Genomic DNA, 15775 nt, shown 5'->3' on the forward strand with positions numbered 1-15775 from the left:
GGCCTCGGATAAGTGCTGTCACAGGGCTTTCCATTCCAGCGGCAGCCATTGCCAGCGGCCGTCGGGCTCGCTGCCTTCGGGCAAGGTCAAGGCGTATTTGCCGTAACCGCCGAGCTTGCGCAGTTTGGGGATCAGGTAGGTTTGCGCCGCGTTGTAAAACACCGGCTCCATGTCCTGCGGCAGGCTGTCGAGGGTTTCCTGTTGCATCAGCTGCGCCATGGAATCCGGGCCGAAGTAGATCGGCATCAGCAGGTCTTTTGGCAGCACATCAGCCATCGGCGGGAAGCGTTTGTCGAGGGTGCCGAGGGCTTTGTCCACCAGCTTGTCGTCGAGGGAGAACAGCAGCGTCGAGCCGTGGCGCGCCAGGCTCACGCGCATAAAGGCTTTGCCGGTGATCGCGTCCGGTTGCTCGGCGTCTTTGGCCTTGTAAGGGCCGAAGTTGGAGCTGACCTGACGCTGCCATTGGTGGGTTGAGCCTTCCTGTTTCTCGATGACCGGGAACGCGTGTTCTTCGACGTTGGCCTCAAAGGCGCCGACCATCGAGCCGAACAAATTGCCCAGATCACCGTCGAGTTTTGCGCTGTCATCATCGTTCAGGCTGGCCACCAGCAACGGCGTGTACAACCGCGAATCGGCGTACCAACACAGGCCGGCGGCACCGGCCATGTGTTCGGTCAGGGCCTGGGCCACCGACTCTTCGGCACCGAGTTTCACCAGCAACGGTTTCTGTTGTTCGGCGGCGAGCGGCAGGGCTACACAGGCGCTGGCGCCCATCGGCATGGCTTGCCAGATCGGTTTGAAATCGAAGTCCGGCTGGTTGTCCAGTTCGTCCATGGCGAGGAAGCTGTGCCAGCCCTTGTCGTCCATGTCGAAGCGCAGGCCGGCGAAGTTCGGGATAAAGCGCTGATAACCCATGGCCAGGACGCTGGAATTGACCGAGAGGCGTTGTTTCACCTCAGGCGCGCGCGGTTGCAGGCCGAAGGCTTCGGGGAACAGTTTGTCGCCATTGAGCAACGCCGCGATGGCTTTGGTCGAGACGCTGCCCGGTTCTTCCGATGAGCCGCTTTGCGGATCGTAGAGTTTGGTCGGGTTGGACAGCACCACCAGTTTGTCGCCATGGGAGGCAAACAGCAGCGCCTTGCTGGCGTTGTAGCTCAGTTGATAAAGCGCCACATCGTCGGCGCCGACGTTCACATCGCCGATTTTGCTCAGTTGCGTATCATCCAGCGCCACTTTCGCCAGCGGCTCCAGCACCTTGGCCAGACCACCGCGATCCATCACCAACAAGAAGTCTTTCAAACGACCATCCGCCCCACGCCACAGCGCAACATCAGCCGGCTGGTCGAAAATTTGCTCGATCAGGCTGTCCTGCAGCTTCAAGTCATGTTCGTAAATGATCCGCCGCAGACTGCCGATCAAACCGAGACGATCCGCATGCGCTTCGTAATAGAAGACGAAATCTTCGGTCAGGGTTTCCTTGAGGAACGGCACGGCCAGCAAGTCCTTGGGTAACTGGCTCAAGGAGTGGGTTTCGAGCAGACCGTCCGGCCGGCTCATGCCCAGTTTGTCGCTGGCCAACTCCGCTGGCGGTGCCTTGGGTTTGTGCATGAACCAGCCCAACCCGGCCGCAACGCCGGCCACCAGGACCAGCCCGACCAGCAGCACCGGCCAGCGGCGAGGAGTTTTGGCTGCAGGCGTTTCGGCGGCCGGAGAAACAGTGTTATCGCTCATGTTCACAAAACCCGATGTCATCCGTGGTGCGGGATGCTTAATAGTTGAAAGTCTTGACCAGCAGCAGGTCACCGATCGCGCGCAGGGGCACGATGAAGGTTTCGCGTTTTTCGTCGACGGTGTTTTCGTTGAGCACGAGGTTGATCTGCGAGGTGATTACCTCGTTCTGGTTGCTGGTCTCATCGAAGTTATAGCCGCCACTGCCGAAGTTGCCCCAATAGTTCACGTAAACCAGATAGGTGCCATGCATCGGCGCGGTCATGGTGAACATTTCCGGGCCGGGGCCATCGACACCGTCAGGGTCCAGGCCGCCGCCGTTGTTCATCGCCGGGCGAGCCCAGAATGCATGCTGGCCGTCGGGGGTGATGATGTGCAGATCGAGTTCGGCTTTCGGGTCGTCCCAACCCAACACCACGCGGATCCGCGCCGGGGTGCGCAGGTTGTTGGCTTCATAAAATTGGACGCGCTTGAGCGATTTGCCCTCAGCGCTGCGAACTTCGACGCTGTTGGAACCGGCGCCGAACGCATACGGCCGGGCGAAACGCCCTTGGTCGTCGGTGTACAGATTAAGAGGATTGCCGTTAACCGCCAGGCTGTGCGGGCCACGCTGAGTGCCGATGGCCTTGAGCTGGCCCTGGATCATTGTGCGATTGCGCTGTACACCTCGATCAATGGGTGGCGTGGGATAGGCGACTTGAGGACTTTCACTGCGGTCCAGCAGGCCGGAATAACGCCAGCCGCCCACCGGCTCCGACAGCTCGGCCGAAGGCTCGGCACAGGCAGCGGTCGCGCAGACGAGCGTGATCAGCAACGTAAGAACACAACGCATGTGACGCCTCCTGCCATGCATAACGAAACCTTGCGCCCGATCCTCGGCGCGTTACAGATCCAAACACTGCGTTTCGTCAGAAAGACCCATGACTATCGGGTCGTAGAAGGCGCGAAGATTAGCCATTCGGCGGTTTTTTAACAATCGGATACCTCTATATTTGCGGCGGAAATCAAGGTGGTTATTGGGCGTGAGCCGAATAAAGCGGTTATTCGGCTCACAGAATGAGCCGAATAGGACTATTATTCGGCTCATTGACCCTAGAGCACCCGAATTCATGGAACCTCACTGGATCTGGCAACAGCCTGACTGGCCGAATTTCAACTGGCAGGCCGAGCGTTTGACCCCTCTATTGCGCGAGTGTGTGCAGGCGCAAGGTCAGTTGATGGGCATGGCCAGTTCAGTGGGTAACTCACTCAGCGCGCAAAACGAACTGGATGCGTTATTGCAGAACATCGTGACGTCTTCGGCTATTGAAGGTGAACAGCTGAACGTCGGTTCGGTTCGCTCATCGCTGGCGCGGCGTTTGGGGTTGGAAGCGGTCGATGGCGATCACGTCAGCCAACGTAGCGAAGGGCTGGCGCAATTGATGCTCGACGCCACTCAGTACTTTGCCCAACCACTGACGCTAGAGCGATTGCTGGAATGGCATAAATGGCTGTTTCCGGATCAGGACCCGGACTTTGCCGCCCGCTCGATCCATGTCGGCGCATTGCGCGGCGATGAACCGATGCAGGTGGTTTCAGGGCGGCTCGACAGGCCAACCGTTCATTTTGAAGCACCACCCCGTCTTGGCCTTGAGCGACAACTCGATACGTTCCTCGCCTGGTTTGAAACCAGCCATCGCCAGGCAGGGCTCGATCCATTGCTGCGGGCCGGTATTGCGCATTTCTGGTTCGTCACCCTGCACCCCTTCGACGACGGCAATGGTCGCCTGACGCGCACCCTAACCGATCTGGCGCTGGCACAGGGTGAGGCCCAAGCCATTCGTTTCTACGCGATGTCAGCGAGCATTCTCGAGGACCGCGCCGGCTACTATCGGGTGCTGGAATCCAGCCAGAAGGCGACGGCGGATATTACCGAGTGGCTGGAGTGGTTCCTGAAAACCCTGTTACGCAGCTTACAGCAGGCCATGGCGCGGATCGAAGCGGTTCTGGGCAAGGCGCGTTTCTGGCAGGCGCACCGGGAGTCCTCGTTAACAGCGGAACAGACCAAAGTGCTGAATCGCTTGCTCGATGGCGGGGAACGCGGTTTCGAAGGGGGCATCAGTGCGGCGCAGTATCAGGCAGTGGCCAAAGTGTCCAAAGCGACTGCGACTCGTCATCTGGCGGAACTGTTGGAAAAGGGCTATCTGAGGCGATTGCCCGGGGGTGGGCGCAATACTCGATACCAGGTCAGTTATCCCGATACATCAACATAAGGGACGAGGCTCCCGAAACCCACTGGCCAAAACACCCCGCTCATTTGCCCATAACCCCCATGTCTGCTAGTGTCGCGCCGGTTTAACGTCAACCGGAAATAGCCGCCATGGCCCGCAAAAAAGCTGCACTGGATTTCGAACAATCGCTCGCTGACCTGCAAACGCTGGTAGAGCGTCTGGAGAACGGCGAATTATCGCTGGAAGATTCGCTGACGGCTTTCGAGCAGGGCATCGGTCTGACCCGCGATTGCCAGGCGGCGCTGGCCCAGGCCGAGCAAAAGGTTCAGGTGCTGCTCGAACGTGACGGCGAGTTGGCCGAGGAACCCTTCGACGCGGACCAGCCAGAATGATTGCAGCGTATTCGGCGACCAGCCAGGCCCGCGTCAACGCTGCACTGGAAACCCTGTTCAACGCGCCGAGCCCTGAGCTCGCGCGTTTGTACGAAGCCATGCGCTACAGCGTGATGAATGGCGGCAAACGTGTTCGCCCGCTACTGGCCTACGCCGCCTGCGAAGCGCTGGGCGGCAAGGCTGAGCAAGCCAACGGGGCTGCTTGCGCGGTAGAGCTGATTCACGCTTATTCCCTGGTGCATGACGATTTGCCGGCCATGGACGACGACGATCTGCGTCGCGGCCAGCCGACCACCCACAAGAAATTCGATGAAGCCTGTGCGATTTTGGCCGGTGACGGTTTGCAGAGCCTGGCCTTCAGCGCCCTGCTCGACCCGCGCCTGAGCGCGTCAGACGCTGCTCTCACCTCCGACCTCCGCCTGCAGATGGTCAGCGCTCTAGCGTTAGCGGCTGGCCCGGCCGGTATGGTTGGCGGTCAAGCCATTGACCTCGGTTCGGTCGGTCTGAAACTCGATCAAAAAGCCCTCGAATACATGCACCGGCACAAGACCGGCGCGCTCATCGAGGTCAGCGTCAAGCTTGGCGCTCTGGCCAGCGGCCGTGCCGAGAAAGACGAACTGAAATCTTTGCAGACTTATGCTCAGGCCATCGGTCTGGCATTCCAGGTCCAGGACGACATTCTCGACGTCGAAAGCGATACCGCAACCCTCGGCAAACGCCAGGGCGCGGACATCGCACGCGACAAGCCAACCTACCCGGCCCTGCTCGGTCTCGACGCCGCCAAGGCCTACGCCCTGGAACTGCGCGATCAGGCCCTGCACGCGCTGCGACCGTTTGACGCGGCAGCCGAGCCATTGCGCGATCTGGCCCGTTATATCGTCGACCGGCGCAGCTGACGGCGTATCCGCCAAGTTAAAACCAACGCGTGGGCAGGGGGCGATGCATCAGGTAAACTGCCGCATCTTTTATACCTATAACGATTCGCCTGATGCCCACGACGTTTCATGAGATTCCCCGCAAGCGCCCGACCACGCCCCTGCTCGACCGTGCCAACACGCCGGACGGCCTGCGCCGGTTAGGCGAAGCCGAGCTGGAAACCCTGGCCGATGAGTTGCGCCTGGAATTGCTCTACACGGTCGGTCAGACCGGCGGGCATTTCGGTGCCGGCCTGGGCGTCATCGAGCTGACCATCGCGTTGCATTACGTCTTCGACACCCCGGATGACCGGCTGGTGTGGGACGTGGGTCATCAGGCCTATCCGCACAAAATCCTCACCGGCCGCCGCGAGCGCATGGGCACCCTGCGCCAGAAGGACGGTGTCGCGGCGTTCCCGCGTCGCTCCGAGAGCGAGTACGACACCTTTGGTGTCGGCCACTCCAGTACCTCGATCAGCGCAGCGCTGGGCATGGCCATTGCCGCCCGCCTGCAGAACAGTGATCGCAAGGCGATCGCCGTGATTGGCGACGGTGCTCTGACCGCTGGCATGGCCTTCGAGGCGCTGAACCATGCGCCGGAAGTGAACGCCAACATGCTGGTGATCCTCAACGACAACGACATGTCGATCTCGCGCAACGTTGGCGGGCTGTCGAATTACCTGGCGAAAATCCTTTCCAGCCGCACTTACGCGAGCATGCGTGAAGGCAGCAAAAAGGTCCTGTCGCGCCTGCCCGGTGCCTGGGAAATCGCCCGTCGCACCGAAGAATACGCAAAAGGCATGCTGGTTCCCGGCACGCTGTTCGAAGAGCTGGGCTGGAACTACATCGGCCCGATCGATGGCCACGATCTGCCGACCCTGATCGCCACGCTGCGCAACATGCGCGACCTGAAAGGCCCGCAGTTCCTGCACGTTGTCACCAAGAAAGGCAAAGGCTTCGCTCCGGCGGAAGTCGACCCGATCGGTTACCACGCCATCACCAAACTCGAACCCCTGGGCGCCCCGGCCGCTGCGCCGAAAAAGGCCGGCGGGCCAAAGTATTCCGGCGTGTTCGGCGAATGGTTGTGTGACATGGCCGCGTCCGATCCGCGTCTTGTCGGGATCACTCCAGCGATGAAAGAAGGCTCCGATCTGGTGGCTTTCAGCGAGCGCTTCCCGCTGCGCTACTTCGACGTGGCGATTGCCGAGCAACACGCCGTGACCTTCGCCGCCGGCATGGCGTGCGAAGGCGCGAAACCGGTGGTGGCGATCTACTCGACATTCCTGCAACGCGGTTACGATCAACTGATTCATGACGTCGCGGTGCAAAACCTCGACGTGTTGTTCGCCATCGACCGTGCAGGTTTAGTGGGCGAAGACGGCCCGACGCACGCGGGCAGCTTCGACCTGTCGTTCCTGCGCTGCATCCCCGGCATCCTGGTGATGACCCCGAGCGACGAAAACGAACTGCGCAAGATGCTCACCACCGGTCACCTGTTCAACGGCCCGGCGGCGGTGCGTTATCCGCGCGGCTCCGGCCCGAACGCGGCGATCGAGAAAGGCCTTGACCCGATCGAAATCGGTAAGGGTGTCGTTCGTCGTCAGGGCAGCAAAGTCGCCCTGCTGGTGTTCGGCGTGCAACTGGCCGAGGCGCTGAAAGTCGCCGAAACGCTGGATGCAACTGTGGTCGACATGCGGTTCGTCAAACCGCTCGATGAAGCACTGGTTCGCGACATCGCCGGCAGCCATGAGCTGCTGGTGACGATCGAAGAGAACGCGATCATGGGCGGTGCCGGTGGCGCCGTCAGCGAGTTTCTCGCCCGCGAAAACATCCTCAAGTCGATGCTCCATTTGGGCTTGCCGGACAGTTATGTCGAGCACGCCAAGCCTGCGCAAATGCTGGCTGAGTGCGGGCTGGATGAGGCTGGGATCGAAGCTTCGATTCGTCAGCGCCTGAAATTGCTCAATACCTGAAGAAAACGGCGCACGCCCGTGCGCCGTGCTTCACCTCCGCCACGGACTGCCGATGAAACTCTCCCGCCTCGCCCTGACGCTGATCCTGCTGCCGACCGGCCAACTCCTGGCCGACACCTTCGAACGCGATCAGGCCCTGAAGCTTCCCGACGTGCTGATCAGCGCCAACCGTCAGGTCGAAGCCCGTAACGACAGCAGCGCCGCCAACACCGTGTTCACCCGCGAAGACATTGATCGCCTGCAACCAGGCAGCGTCACCGATTTGCTGCGTCGTGTACCCGGCGTGCAAGTCGGGCAAACCGGTGGGCGCGGCAGTCTGCCGGGGATTTACATTCGCGGCACCAAGTCGGCGCAGAGTCTGGTACTGGTCGACGGCCAGCGCATCGGCAATTCCACCTCCGGCGACAGCAACCTGCAGCACATCAACATCGAACAGGTCGAGCGCGTGGAAGTGCTGCGTGGCTCCCGCTCGGTGATTTATGGCAGCGACGCGATTGGTGGGGTGATTCAGATCTTCACCCGCCGTGGCGGCGAACCCGGTTTGCAACCGCGAATGCACGTAGGTTTTGGCAACAACCAAACCTGGGAGCGCAGCCTCGGGTTGTCCGGCGGTGACGAGCAGACGCGATTCAATCTCGGCGCCAGCCTCGATGAAACAGCCGGCATCAATCGCACTCGCGAGTCATATCCCAGCGACGGCGATCATGACGACTACCGCAACAAATCGGTGAGCTTGAGCCTGAGTCACGCCCTCACCGATGACATCGAAATCGGCGCCAACGTGCTGGATAACCGTGGCAAAAGTGAGTTCGACAATCCGTTCGGCCGCTTCGACATGGACACGCTCGAGTCAGTCCAGCAGCAGCCCTACAGCGACTTCGCGGTGAGCAGCGTCAGCAGTTACGTCGATGCGCGCATCAACGACCTGTGGAAAACTCGCGTCGAGTTCGGCCACAGCGAAAACCGCGAGAAGACTTCAGACAAGCTCAGTGACGAACGCAGCGTGTTCAACACTTACCGTGATTCGCTGAACTGGCAGAACGACCTGACCCTCGACGAGCACAACAGCCTGATCCTCGGCGGCGACTGGTACGAGGATCGAATCAACAGCAACACGCCATTCGACGAGGACAGCCGCTGGAACCGTGCGGCGTTCATTCAGCATCACTATCAATCGGATAGTTTCTCCACCGAACTGGGTCTGCGCCGCGATCAGAACCAGCAGTTCGGCGGCCAGAACAGCTGGAGCGGCACCTTCACCCTGCCGCTGAATCCGGACAACGATGTGCTGCTGACCTACAGCGAAGGTTTCCGCGCGCCGACGTTCAATGATCTGTATTACCCCGATTTCAGCAATCCGGATCTGAAACCCGAGACCTCGAAAAGCTACGAGCTGCAATGGCGCAGTCAGCTGACCGACACCGCTCGCCTGGAAGCTTCGCTTTACCGTACGGACCTGGAAGACGCGATTATTTTCGGCAGCAACTCACGTCCGCAGAACGTGGCCTCGGCACGGATCAACGGGTTCGAAGCGGCTTTGAAACAGGAACTGTTCGGCTGGCAGAGCAACCTCGGCGTGGCAATCATCGACCCGAGGGATCGCGACAGCGGCCACACCCTGGCTCGCCGTGCGCGGCGGACCTTGAGCCTGGATCTGGATCGGCAGTTCGATCGCCTGGGGCTCGGCGCCAGTTGGCAGGCCGTGAGCAGCAGCTACGACGATGAAAACAATCAGCAGCCGTTGGGCGGGTATGCACTGCTGGGGATGCGCAGCAGCTGGGCGTTGAATCGTGAGGTCAAGCTTGAGCTTAAGGTCGATAACGTGCTGGACAAGGGTTATAGCCGAGCGCTGTACAGCCATGATGGCAGTCAGTATGGGTATCGCGAGGAAGGTCGGGCGTGGATGTTTGGGGTGACCTGGACGCCGGCTCTCTGAGCTGATTTGTGGTGTTTGGACTGGCCTCATCGCGAGCAAGCTCGCTCCCACAAGAGTTTTGTGTCGTTCACAAATCCAGTGTGGGAGCGAGCTTGCTCGCGATGCAGGCACCTCGGTTTCAGCGGTCGGGCGCGATCAGCTGGCACAACTTGGCCGTCGCTTCGATCATTTGCCCACTCGGCCGCTCCAGGCCTTTATCCGTCACCAACAGCAGTTGCCCCTGCGCCACTGCCGCCACTTGCGGCCAGGTTTTCCACGCATCGAGTTGCGCCTGATCGCTGGCCAGAATCACTTCTGGATTACGCTGCAATACCGCCTCAATACTGACCTGCGGCGCCGGCAGTGTCAGGTCGGCAAACACATTGCGCGCCCCGCACACTTCAAGCGCATCGCTGATGATCTGCCCGCCGCCAACGGTGTACAGCGGTCGATCCCAGACCTGATAAAACACCCGCAATGGCTCATCCCGGCGATAACGCTGGCGCAGCGAATCCAGTCGTTGACGCAACTTTTCAGCCAATGAAACGCCACGCTCCCGACGGCCGAGCTGTGAGGCAATCGCCTCAATCTGCGACGTGAGTTGTTCGAGGTTGTGGGGCTCAGCAACGTAGGTCGGGATGTTCAACCGCTTGAGCTGTTCACGCTGGGCCGGGCCAACGCTGCCGGGCCAGAGCAACAGCAGATCGGGCTTGAGACTGAGCAGCTGCTCCATGTCCAGCTGACCGTACCGGCCAACGGAAGGAAGGTCTTTGAGTTCGGCAGGACGCTCTCCGGCATCCAGCACACCCACCAACAGGTCGGCTGAATCCAGCTCAACAACGATTTCAGAGAGGGACGGCGCGAGGCTGACAACGCGTTCGACCGCAGCCGTCGGGCCACTGACGGCCAGCAGCAAAACCGCCAGCCAGACAGATCGCATCAACCGAGTTGACGCGGAATACGGTAAAGGTAGAACAGCACCACGGTCGACAGCGCCAACAACATCAACGGCACGGCTTCGAGGCCGACGAATACCGCCAACGCGCCGATCCAGGCCGGCAGGCCGGCAGCCAGGAACGCCGTGCGACGTTTGCCCGCCAGGGCGATCCAGGCAGCAGGTTCTTCAGGGGTGTCGAGGGCTTTTTGAGTGGCGATCAACGCGTGCTTGTAGCCGCCAAAGAACTTCAGGCTGACAAACATCGAAGCCACACCCGCGATGAACAACGGCATTGCCAGCACCGGCAGGATCGCCTCGCTCTGGCCAAACACGCCGTTGATCACGAACAGCGGCAACAAAGCCAACGCCAGGTATTGCCACCAGTTGACGGACAGTCGCCGCCGCACCTGACCTCGGGTCACGCGCGGTCAGCCTCACCCTGATGCTCGTTGCCCATCATGTGGTCAAGCTTGCTGGCCTTGGTGGCCAAGTAGAGTTTGTTGTGCGGGTTGTGGCCGGTGTGCAGCGGCACGCGCTCGGCGACCACGATGCCCATGTCGGTCAAGGCTTTGACCTTGCGTGGGTTGTTGGTCATCAAACGCAGGGACTTCACGCCCAAGTGCTCCAGCATCGGCAGGCACATGGCGTAGTCGCGCTGATCAGCGGCAAAGCCCAGACGCTCGTTGGCTTCAACGGTATCGGCACCGCCATCCTGCAATTCATAGGCGCGGATCTTGTTCAGCAGACCAATGCCCCGGCCTTCCTGACGCAAGTAGAGCAACACGCCACGGCCTTCACGAGCGATGGCTTGCAAGGCGGCCTCGAGTTGCGAGCCGCAGTCGCAACGCTGGCTGAACAAGGCATCGCCGGTCAGGCATTCGGAGTGCAACCGGCCGAGTACCGGGGCACCGTCGGCGAACTCACCCAGGCTCAGCACAACGTGCTCGCGCCCGTTTTCTTCATCGAGAAAGCCGTGCATGGTGAATTGCGCAAAAGGCGTTGGCAGCTTGGAAGCGGCGACAAAAACGACAGGCACCGGTGTGCTCCTGATCAATAAGTACTGGAGATTCGCAGACGCGGCATTGTAACAGCACGCTCCTACAGACGCTCAGGCTGAATTATGGCGCATAACGATCAAAAAGTTGGATCTCAAGCCCGCCCAAGCCCCCTGTGGGAGTGAGCTTGCTCGCGATAGCGGACTGTCAGCAAGCAGAGACGTGGCTGACACACCGTCATCGCGAGCAAGCTCGCTCCCACAGTGGATCGTCGCCAGCCACAAGATTTGGTTCAGTTTGGGTCGAACGGATAGGGTTGTTTCCAGCGCTTGAAGATCGGTTTCAGCTGGCCGTTTTTCACTAGCACGTCCATGCGCTGATCGAACAGCGCCATCAGTGCTCGGGCCTTGGGCGTCTTGGCAAAGCACAGATACAGCGGCAATTCCGCGATATGGGTCCGACGAAACAGCGACGGATCCTTGGCCCGCCTGATGACGTAGTCGACCTCGGTCAGCGCGTCGATGTAAAAGTCGGCGCGGTCGTGGGTCAGCATCGACAAAATCCCGGTACGCCGCATGACTTCGTTATAGCGGCGTACGTTGGGCAGGTAATCCTGATAGTCGTAGCCGCGGACCCAGGCCAGTCGATAGTTGCCCAGGGTTTGCGGGGTCGGTGCGGGGGTGCTGGCCAGCCCTAGGGCATAGATGTGATCGGTATCGAAGTTCCAGCGCGGATAGAGCAGGTCGCTGGACTCATCATGATAGGAGCCGACACAGGCGTCGACTTCGCCGCGCTGGGCCAAGCCCATGGAGCGGACGTAGGGTTCGCTGCGGATATCCAGTTTGACCCCCGCTGGCTCAAAGACTTTGCGCAACACGTCCCAACCCAGACCGTGGCCATCGGCGGCGGTGTAGTCTTCCCAGTCTTCGCTGGCCAGATAAATCACCGACGGCGTTGTCGCCCCGTCACCCGCCTGGGCGAGCGAGCAAAACATCGTGAAAACCATCACCGCCAACCAGCGTCGAGCCATCCTTACCCCTGCTTCGCCCTTCAGGCGAAAATCCATACCAGCCCCTGCATCGCCAGCCACGCAAACACCCCGGCCAATACGTCATCGAGCATGATCCCGACGCCGCCATGCACATGCCGGTCGATCCAGCGGATCGGCCACGGCTTGAGTATGTCGAAGAAGCGGAACATCAAAAACCCAGCCAGCAACCAGTACCAACCTTGCGGCACCAGCCACAGGGTGATCCACATCCCGACCATTTCGTCCCAGACGATGCCTTCGTGGTCGTGCACTCGCAAATCGTCGGCCACTTTGCCACACAGCCAGAAACCGAACAGCATGGTGATGCCAAGCATCAGCCAGTAACCCCAGTCGGGCAACATCTGCCACAACGGGATAAAGGGTAGCGCAACTAACGAACCCCAGGTGCCCGGTGCTTTTGGCAGGGTGCCCGAGCCGAAGCCGAACGCCAGGAAATGCCACGGATTGCGCCAGACCGACGGCGGTACGAATTCCGCAGGGACCTGTTTGGGATGATCTGTCACGGTGTCTCCCGAAAATGTTGATAGCCCCGGGCTTGCGGGGTGATGTCTTGCCCAACGGCGTCCAGCAGCACCACGCCCTGCCCCGTCACAACACGCCCGACCACATGGATCGGCCAGCCGTCGCTCAACAATTGCGCTAACTCGACGCAAGGCAAGGTAAAGGCCAGCACGTAATCATCACCGCCGCTCAGGGCCGCTACTTCTGCACCCGATTGACCGAGGAAGGCGACTAAAGCCTTCGACAATGGCAGCGTGTCCCGTTCAATCTGAATGCCGACCTTCGACGCGAGGGCAATATGCCCGCAGTCCGCGAGCAGGCCGTCGGAGATGTCCAGCGCCGAGGTGGCTTTCCCGCGCAGTGCCATTCCCAGCTCAAGCTGCGGCTGCGGCGACCAGTAATGCGCCAGCAGCGGATCGGCGATGGCAGCTTCAGCCGTTCGCTGGCCGAGCACCAACGGCAATGCCCCCGCCGCGTTGCCAAGCTCACCGCCAACGCACAGCAAGTCGCCTGGCTGCGCGCCGCTGCGGGTCAACGCCTTGCCCGCCGGCACACGACCGAACACGGTCATGGTCAGGCTCAACGGCCCACGGCTGGTATCACCGCCCACCAGCGCCACACCGCAACTCTGCGCCATGGTGTTCAAACCACGGGCATAGGCATCCAGCCAATCGGCAGTCACCGTCGGCAACGTCAGGGCAAGGGTAAAGGCAACGGGGGTGGCGCCCATGGCAGCCAGATCACTGACGGCCACCGCCAGCGAGCGCTGACCGAGCAGAAAGGGGTCGCAAGGGTCTGCGAAATGCACACCGGCCACGAGTGTGTCGGTGGAAATCGCCAACTGCTCCCCGGGGGGAACAGCCAGCAAGGCGCAGTCATCGCCGATTCCGAGGGCAACACCTTCGCCGCCCTGCGCACAAGGCGCGGCGGCGAAGAAGTTGCGGATCAGCTCAAACTCGCCCATCGCAGATTCAAGCGCGAATCAGCGCTTGAACGCCTTCACTTCAGCTTCACGCAGACGCGGGGCCAGCTTGTCGAGCACACCGTTGACGAACTTGTGGCCGTCGGTGGACCCGAAGACTTTCGCCAGCTCGATACCTTCGTTGATCACAACGCGGTACGGCACGTCGACGCGCTTGAGCAGTTCCCAGGTCGACAGGCGCAGAACGGCCAGTTCAACCGGGTCCAGCTCTTCGATCGTGATGTCCAGGCACGGCGTCAGTGCCGCGTCGATCTCAGGCTTGTGAGCCGGAACGCCGTGCAGGATGTCGTGAAAGTAAGCGGCATCGACATCGCTGAAATCGTTATCGACCCGGAACTGCGCTTCGATCTCGTTCAGCGACTGCTTGGCCATGTGCCATTGGTACAGCGCCTGAGTCGCGAGCTGACGGGCTTCGCGACGCTTGACGCTTTTCGATGGCTTGCCGGCATCCGCAGGCTTTGGATCGCGCGGGTTGAAACGATCACTTTCGTCGCTAATCACTTGGCCTCCAACTGCGCCAGCAGGCTGACCATTTCCAGAGCGGACAGGGCAGCTTCAGCACCTTTGTTGCCGGCCTTGGTGCCGGAACGTTCGATGGCTTGCTCGATGGAATCAACGGTCAGCACGCCGAAAGCGACCGGTACGCCGAACTCCATGGACACCTGGGCCAGGCCCTTGGTGCATTCGCCAGCCACGTATTCGAAATGCGGAGTGCCGCCACGAATGACCGCGCCCAAGGCGATGATTGCTGCGTATTCGCCCTTCTGAGCGACTTTCTGCGCAACCAGCGGGATTTCGAAGGCGCCAGGCGCGCGGATGATGGTGATGTCGCTTTCGCTCACGCCGTGGCGAACCAGGGCATCAACTGCACCGCTGACCAGGCTTTCAACAACGAAGCTGTTGAAACGGCCTACTACCAAAGCGTAGCGGCCTTTAGGGGCGATGAAGGTACCTTCGATGGTCTTCAGGGTCATTCGTTAGATCTCTTAAAGAGCCGGGACGCGTTTTCTACGCGTCCCTCAGTGATGTGTTAACCGCGAATCAAAGACTGGAAACAACCGGTCATTATTCGGAGGGCACGTATTCTACAACTTCCAGATCGAAACCGGATATCGCATTAAATTTCATTGGCGCACTCATCAGGCGCATTTTGCGCACGCCCAGGTCCCGGAGGATCTGCGAACCGGCACCGACGATGCTGTAAGTGGTCGGTTTTTTCGCCGGTACGTGCTCCGCGGTTTCGCGGAGGTGCGCCAGCAACACGTCGCCATCGAGCGGGTGACCGAGCAACAGCACCACGCCGCTGCCAGCCTCGGCCACCGCGGCCATGGCGGCGCGCAGGCTCCAGCGGCCAGGCTGCTTGACCATCAACAGGTCGCGCAGCGGATCCATGTTGTGCACCCGAACCAGGGTCGGCTCCTCCGCGCACACAGTGCCCAGGGTCAGGGCCATGTGCACGTCGCCTTCCACGGAATCACGATAGGTCACCAGGTTGAATTGGCCCAGTTCGCTGTCCAGCGGCTGCTCGGCAATCCGCTGAACGGTACGTTCGTGGATCATCCGGTAGTGAATCAGGTCGGCGATGGTGCCGATCTTGATGTTGTGCTCGGCAGCAAAAGCTTCCAGTTCCGTGCGGCGGGACATGGTGCCGTCATCGTTCATCACTTCGCAGATCACGCCGCTCGGCTCGAAACCGGCCATGCGCGCCAGGTCGCACGCCGCTTCGGTGTGGCCGGCGCGAGCCAGCGTACCGCCAGCCTGGGCCATCAGCGGAAAGATGTGGCCGGGGCTGACGATGTCTTCAGCCTTGGCGTCTTTCGCGGCAGCGGCTTGCACGGTGCGCGCACGGTCGGCAGCGGAGATACCGGTGGTCACGCCGGTGGCCGCTTCGATGGACACGGTGAACTTAGTGCCGAAACCGGAACCGTTGCGCGGTGCCATCAAGGGCAGCTTCAGCAGTTCGCAGCGCTCGCGGCTCATCGGCATGCAGATCAGGCCACGGGCGTGCTTGGCCATGAAATTGATGTGTTCTGGCTGGCAGCACTCGGCGGCCATGATCAGGTCGCCTTCGTTCTCGCGGTCTTCGTCATCCATGAGGATGACCATCTTGCCTTGGCGGATGTCTTCAACCAGTTCTTCGATGCTATTGAGCGCCACAAGGCACCCCCCTTCTTTCA

16 protein-coding genes are annotated in these 15775 nt (G+C 60.8%); 5 read left to right on the forward strand and 11 right to left on the reverse strand.

Features of this window, described 5'->3' with window-relative positions:
- Nucleotides 1-18 precede the first annotated feature (18 nt).
- Nucleotides 19-1731: a DUF2138 domain-containing protein gene (locus ACYZTR_RS25025; RefSeq protein WP_461974717.1), complete on the reverse strand. Its 1713-nt coding sequence runs from the start codon at nt 1729-1731 to the stop codon at nt 19-21.
- 37 nt (nt 1732-1768) lie between these two features.
- The gene (locus tag ACYZTR_RS25030) at nt 1769-2560 is read right to left on the reverse strand and encodes a YfaP family protein (RefSeq protein ID WP_461974719.1); all 792 of its coding nucleotides are present in this window, start codon (nt 2558-2560) and stop codon (nt 1769-1771) included.
- Nucleotides 2561-2837: 277 nt separating this feature from the next.
- Between ACYZTR_RS25030 and ACYZTR_RS25035 the strand changes: the two genes are divergently transcribed.
- The 5 genes from ACYZTR_RS25035 (at nt 2838) to ACYZTR_RS25055 (ending at nt 9153) form a co-directional block, all read left to right on the forward strand.
- Nucleotides 2838-3980 carry a Fic family protein gene (locus ACYZTR_RS25035; RefSeq protein ID WP_461974721.1) on the forward strand — a complete coding sequence of 381 codons (1143 nt, stop codon included), beginning with the start codon at nt 2838-2840 and terminating at the stop codon, nt 3978-3980.
- 107 nt (nt 3981-4087) lie between these two features.
- Nucleotides 4088-4330 (forward strand): exodeoxyribonuclease VII small subunit, encoded by a 243-nt coding sequence (locus tag ACYZTR_RS25040; RefSeq protein WP_007894317.1) that lies wholly within the window; start codon nt 4088-4090, stop codon nt 4328-4330.
- Nucleotides 4327-5226, forward strand: a complete 900-nt coding sequence (locus ACYZTR_RS25045; RefSeq protein WP_461974723.1) for a polyprenyl synthetase family protein — start codon at nt 4327-4329, stop codon at nt 5224-5226. The genes ACYZTR_RS25040 and ACYZTR_RS25045 overlap by 4 nt, the downstream gene beginning before the upstream one ends.
- Before the next feature lie 92 nt (nt 5227-5318).
- Nucleotides 5319-7217, forward strand: coding sequence for a 1-deoxy-D-xylulose-5-phosphate synthase (gene dxs / locus ACYZTR_RS25050; protein ID WP_461974725.1), 1899 nt, complete (start codon nt 5319-5321; stop codon nt 7215-7217).
- 52 nt (nt 7218-7269) lie between these two features.
- Nucleotides 7270-9153 carry a TonB-dependent receptor domain-containing protein gene (locus ACYZTR_RS25055; RefSeq protein ID WP_461974727.1) on the forward strand — a complete coding sequence of 628 codons (1884 nt, stop codon included), beginning with the start codon at nt 7270-7272 and terminating at the stop codon, nt 9151-9153.
- Between the two features lie 118 nt (nt 9154-9271).
- Here the strand turns inward: ACYZTR_RS25055 and ACYZTR_RS25060 are convergent, their stop codons facing one another.
- The 9 genes from ACYZTR_RS25060 to ribBA form a co-directional block, all read right to left on the reverse strand.
- On the reverse strand, nt 9272-10072 hold the full coding sequence (locus ACYZTR_RS25060) for a cobalamin-binding protein (protein ID WP_461974729.1): 801 nt from the start codon (nt 10070-10072) through the stop codon (nt 9272-9274).
- Nucleotides 10072-10491 (reverse strand): MFS transporter, encoded by a 420-nt coding sequence (locus ACYZTR_RS25065; protein ID WP_461974731.1) that lies wholly within the window; start codon nt 10489-10491, stop codon nt 10072-10074. The genes ACYZTR_RS25060 and ACYZTR_RS25065 overlap by 1 nt, the downstream gene beginning before the upstream one ends.
- A complete protein-coding gene (gene ribA, locus ACYZTR_RS25070) occupies nt 10488-11105 on the reverse strand; it encodes a GTP cyclohydrolase II (protein ID WP_027924335.1) in 618 nt (205 codons plus the stop codon). The genes ACYZTR_RS25065 and ribA overlap by 4 nt, the downstream gene beginning before the upstream one ends.
- 251 nt (nt 11106-11356) lie before the next feature.
- The gene (locus ACYZTR_RS25075; protein WP_461979889.1) at nt 11357-12094 is read right to left on the reverse strand and encodes a substrate-binding periplasmic protein; all 738 of its coding nucleotides are present in this window, start codon (nt 12092-12094) and stop codon (nt 11357-11359) included.
- A 20-nt stretch (nt 12095-12114) separates the two neighbouring features.
- Nucleotides 12115-12618, reverse strand: a complete 504-nt coding sequence (locus ACYZTR_RS25080) for a phosphatidylglycerophosphatase A family protein (RefSeq protein WP_461974734.1) — start codon at nt 12616-12618, stop codon at nt 12115-12117.
- Complete coding sequence (thiL, locus tag ACYZTR_RS25085) at nt 12615-13580, reverse strand: thiamine-phosphate kinase (RefSeq protein ID WP_461974736.1); 966 nt, start codon at nt 13578-13580, stop codon at nt 12615-12617. Before thiL ends, ACYZTR_RS25080 begins: the two co-directional genes overlap by 4 nt.
- Before the next feature lie 18 nt (nt 13581-13598).
- Nucleotides 13599-14099, reverse strand: a complete 501-nt coding sequence (nusB, locus tag ACYZTR_RS25090) for a transcription antitermination factor NusB (RefSeq protein ID WP_008153530.1) — start codon at nt 14097-14099, stop codon at nt 13599-13601.
- On the reverse strand, nt 14096-14572 hold the full coding sequence (gene ribH / locus ACYZTR_RS25095) for a 6,7-dimethyl-8-ribityllumazine synthase (RefSeq protein ID WP_003185938.1): 477 nt from the start codon (nt 14570-14572) through the stop codon (nt 14096-14098). The genes nusB and ribH overlap by 4 nt, the downstream gene beginning before the upstream one ends.
- Before the next feature lie 91 nt (nt 14573-14663).
- Nucleotides 14664-15755 (reverse strand): bifunctional 3,4-dihydroxy-2-butanone-4-phosphate synthase/GTP cyclohydrolase II, encoded by a 1092-nt coding sequence (ribBA, locus tag ACYZTR_RS25100; RefSeq protein ID WP_461974739.1) that lies wholly within the window; start codon nt 15753-15755, stop codon nt 14664-14666.
- Between the last annotated feature and the right edge of the window lie 20 nt (nt 15756-15775).

This window comes from Pseudomonas sp. Hz4 (assembly GCF_054898165.1).

Bases quoted from the DNA above. Each gene is read 5' to 3' on its own strand.
- thiL (WP_461974736.1), bottom strand. From the start codon at position 13,580: ATGGGCGAGTTTGAGCTGATCCGCAACTTCTTCGCCGCCGCGCCTTGT.
- ACYZTR_RS25025 (WP_461974717.1), bottom strand. From the start codon at position 1,731: ATGAGCGATAACACTGTTTCTCCGGCCGCCGAAACGCCTGCAGCCAAA.
- ACYZTR_RS25030 (WP_461974719.1), bottom strand. From the start codon at position 2,560: ATGCGTTGTGTTCTTACGTTGCTGATCACGCTCGTCTGCGCGACCGCT.
- ribH (WP_003185938.1), bottom strand. From the start codon at position 14,572: ATGACCCTGAAGACCATCGAAGGTACCTTCATCGCCCCTAAAGGCCGC.
- ACYZTR_RS25040 (WP_007894317.1), top strand. From the start codon at position 4,088: ATGGCCCGCAAAAAAGCTGCACTGGATTTCGAACAATCGCTCGCTGAC.
- dxs (WP_461974725.1), top strand. From the start codon at position 5,319: ATGCCCACGACGTTTCATGAGATTCCCCGCAAGCGCCCGACCACGCCC.
- ACYZTR_RS25075 (WP_461979889.1), bottom strand. From the start codon at position 12,094: ATGGCTCGACGCTGGTTGGCGGTGATGGTTTTCACGATGTTTTGCTCG.
- ACYZTR_RS25035 (WP_461974721.1), top strand. From the start codon at position 2,838: ATGGAACCTCACTGGATCTGGCAACAGCCTGACTGGCCGAATTTCAAC.
- ACYZTR_RS25045 (WP_461974723.1), top strand. From the start codon at position 4,327: ATGATTGCAGCGTATTCGGCGACCAGCCAGGCCCGCGTCAACGCTGCA.
- ACYZTR_RS25060 (WP_461974729.1), bottom strand. From the start codon at position 10,072: ATGCGATCTGTCTGGCTGGCGGTTTTGCTGCTGGCCGTCAGTGGCCCG.
- ACYZTR_RS25055 (WP_461974727.1), top strand. From the start codon at position 7,270: ATGAAACTCTCCCGCCTCGCCCTGACGCTGATCCTGCTGCCGACCGGC.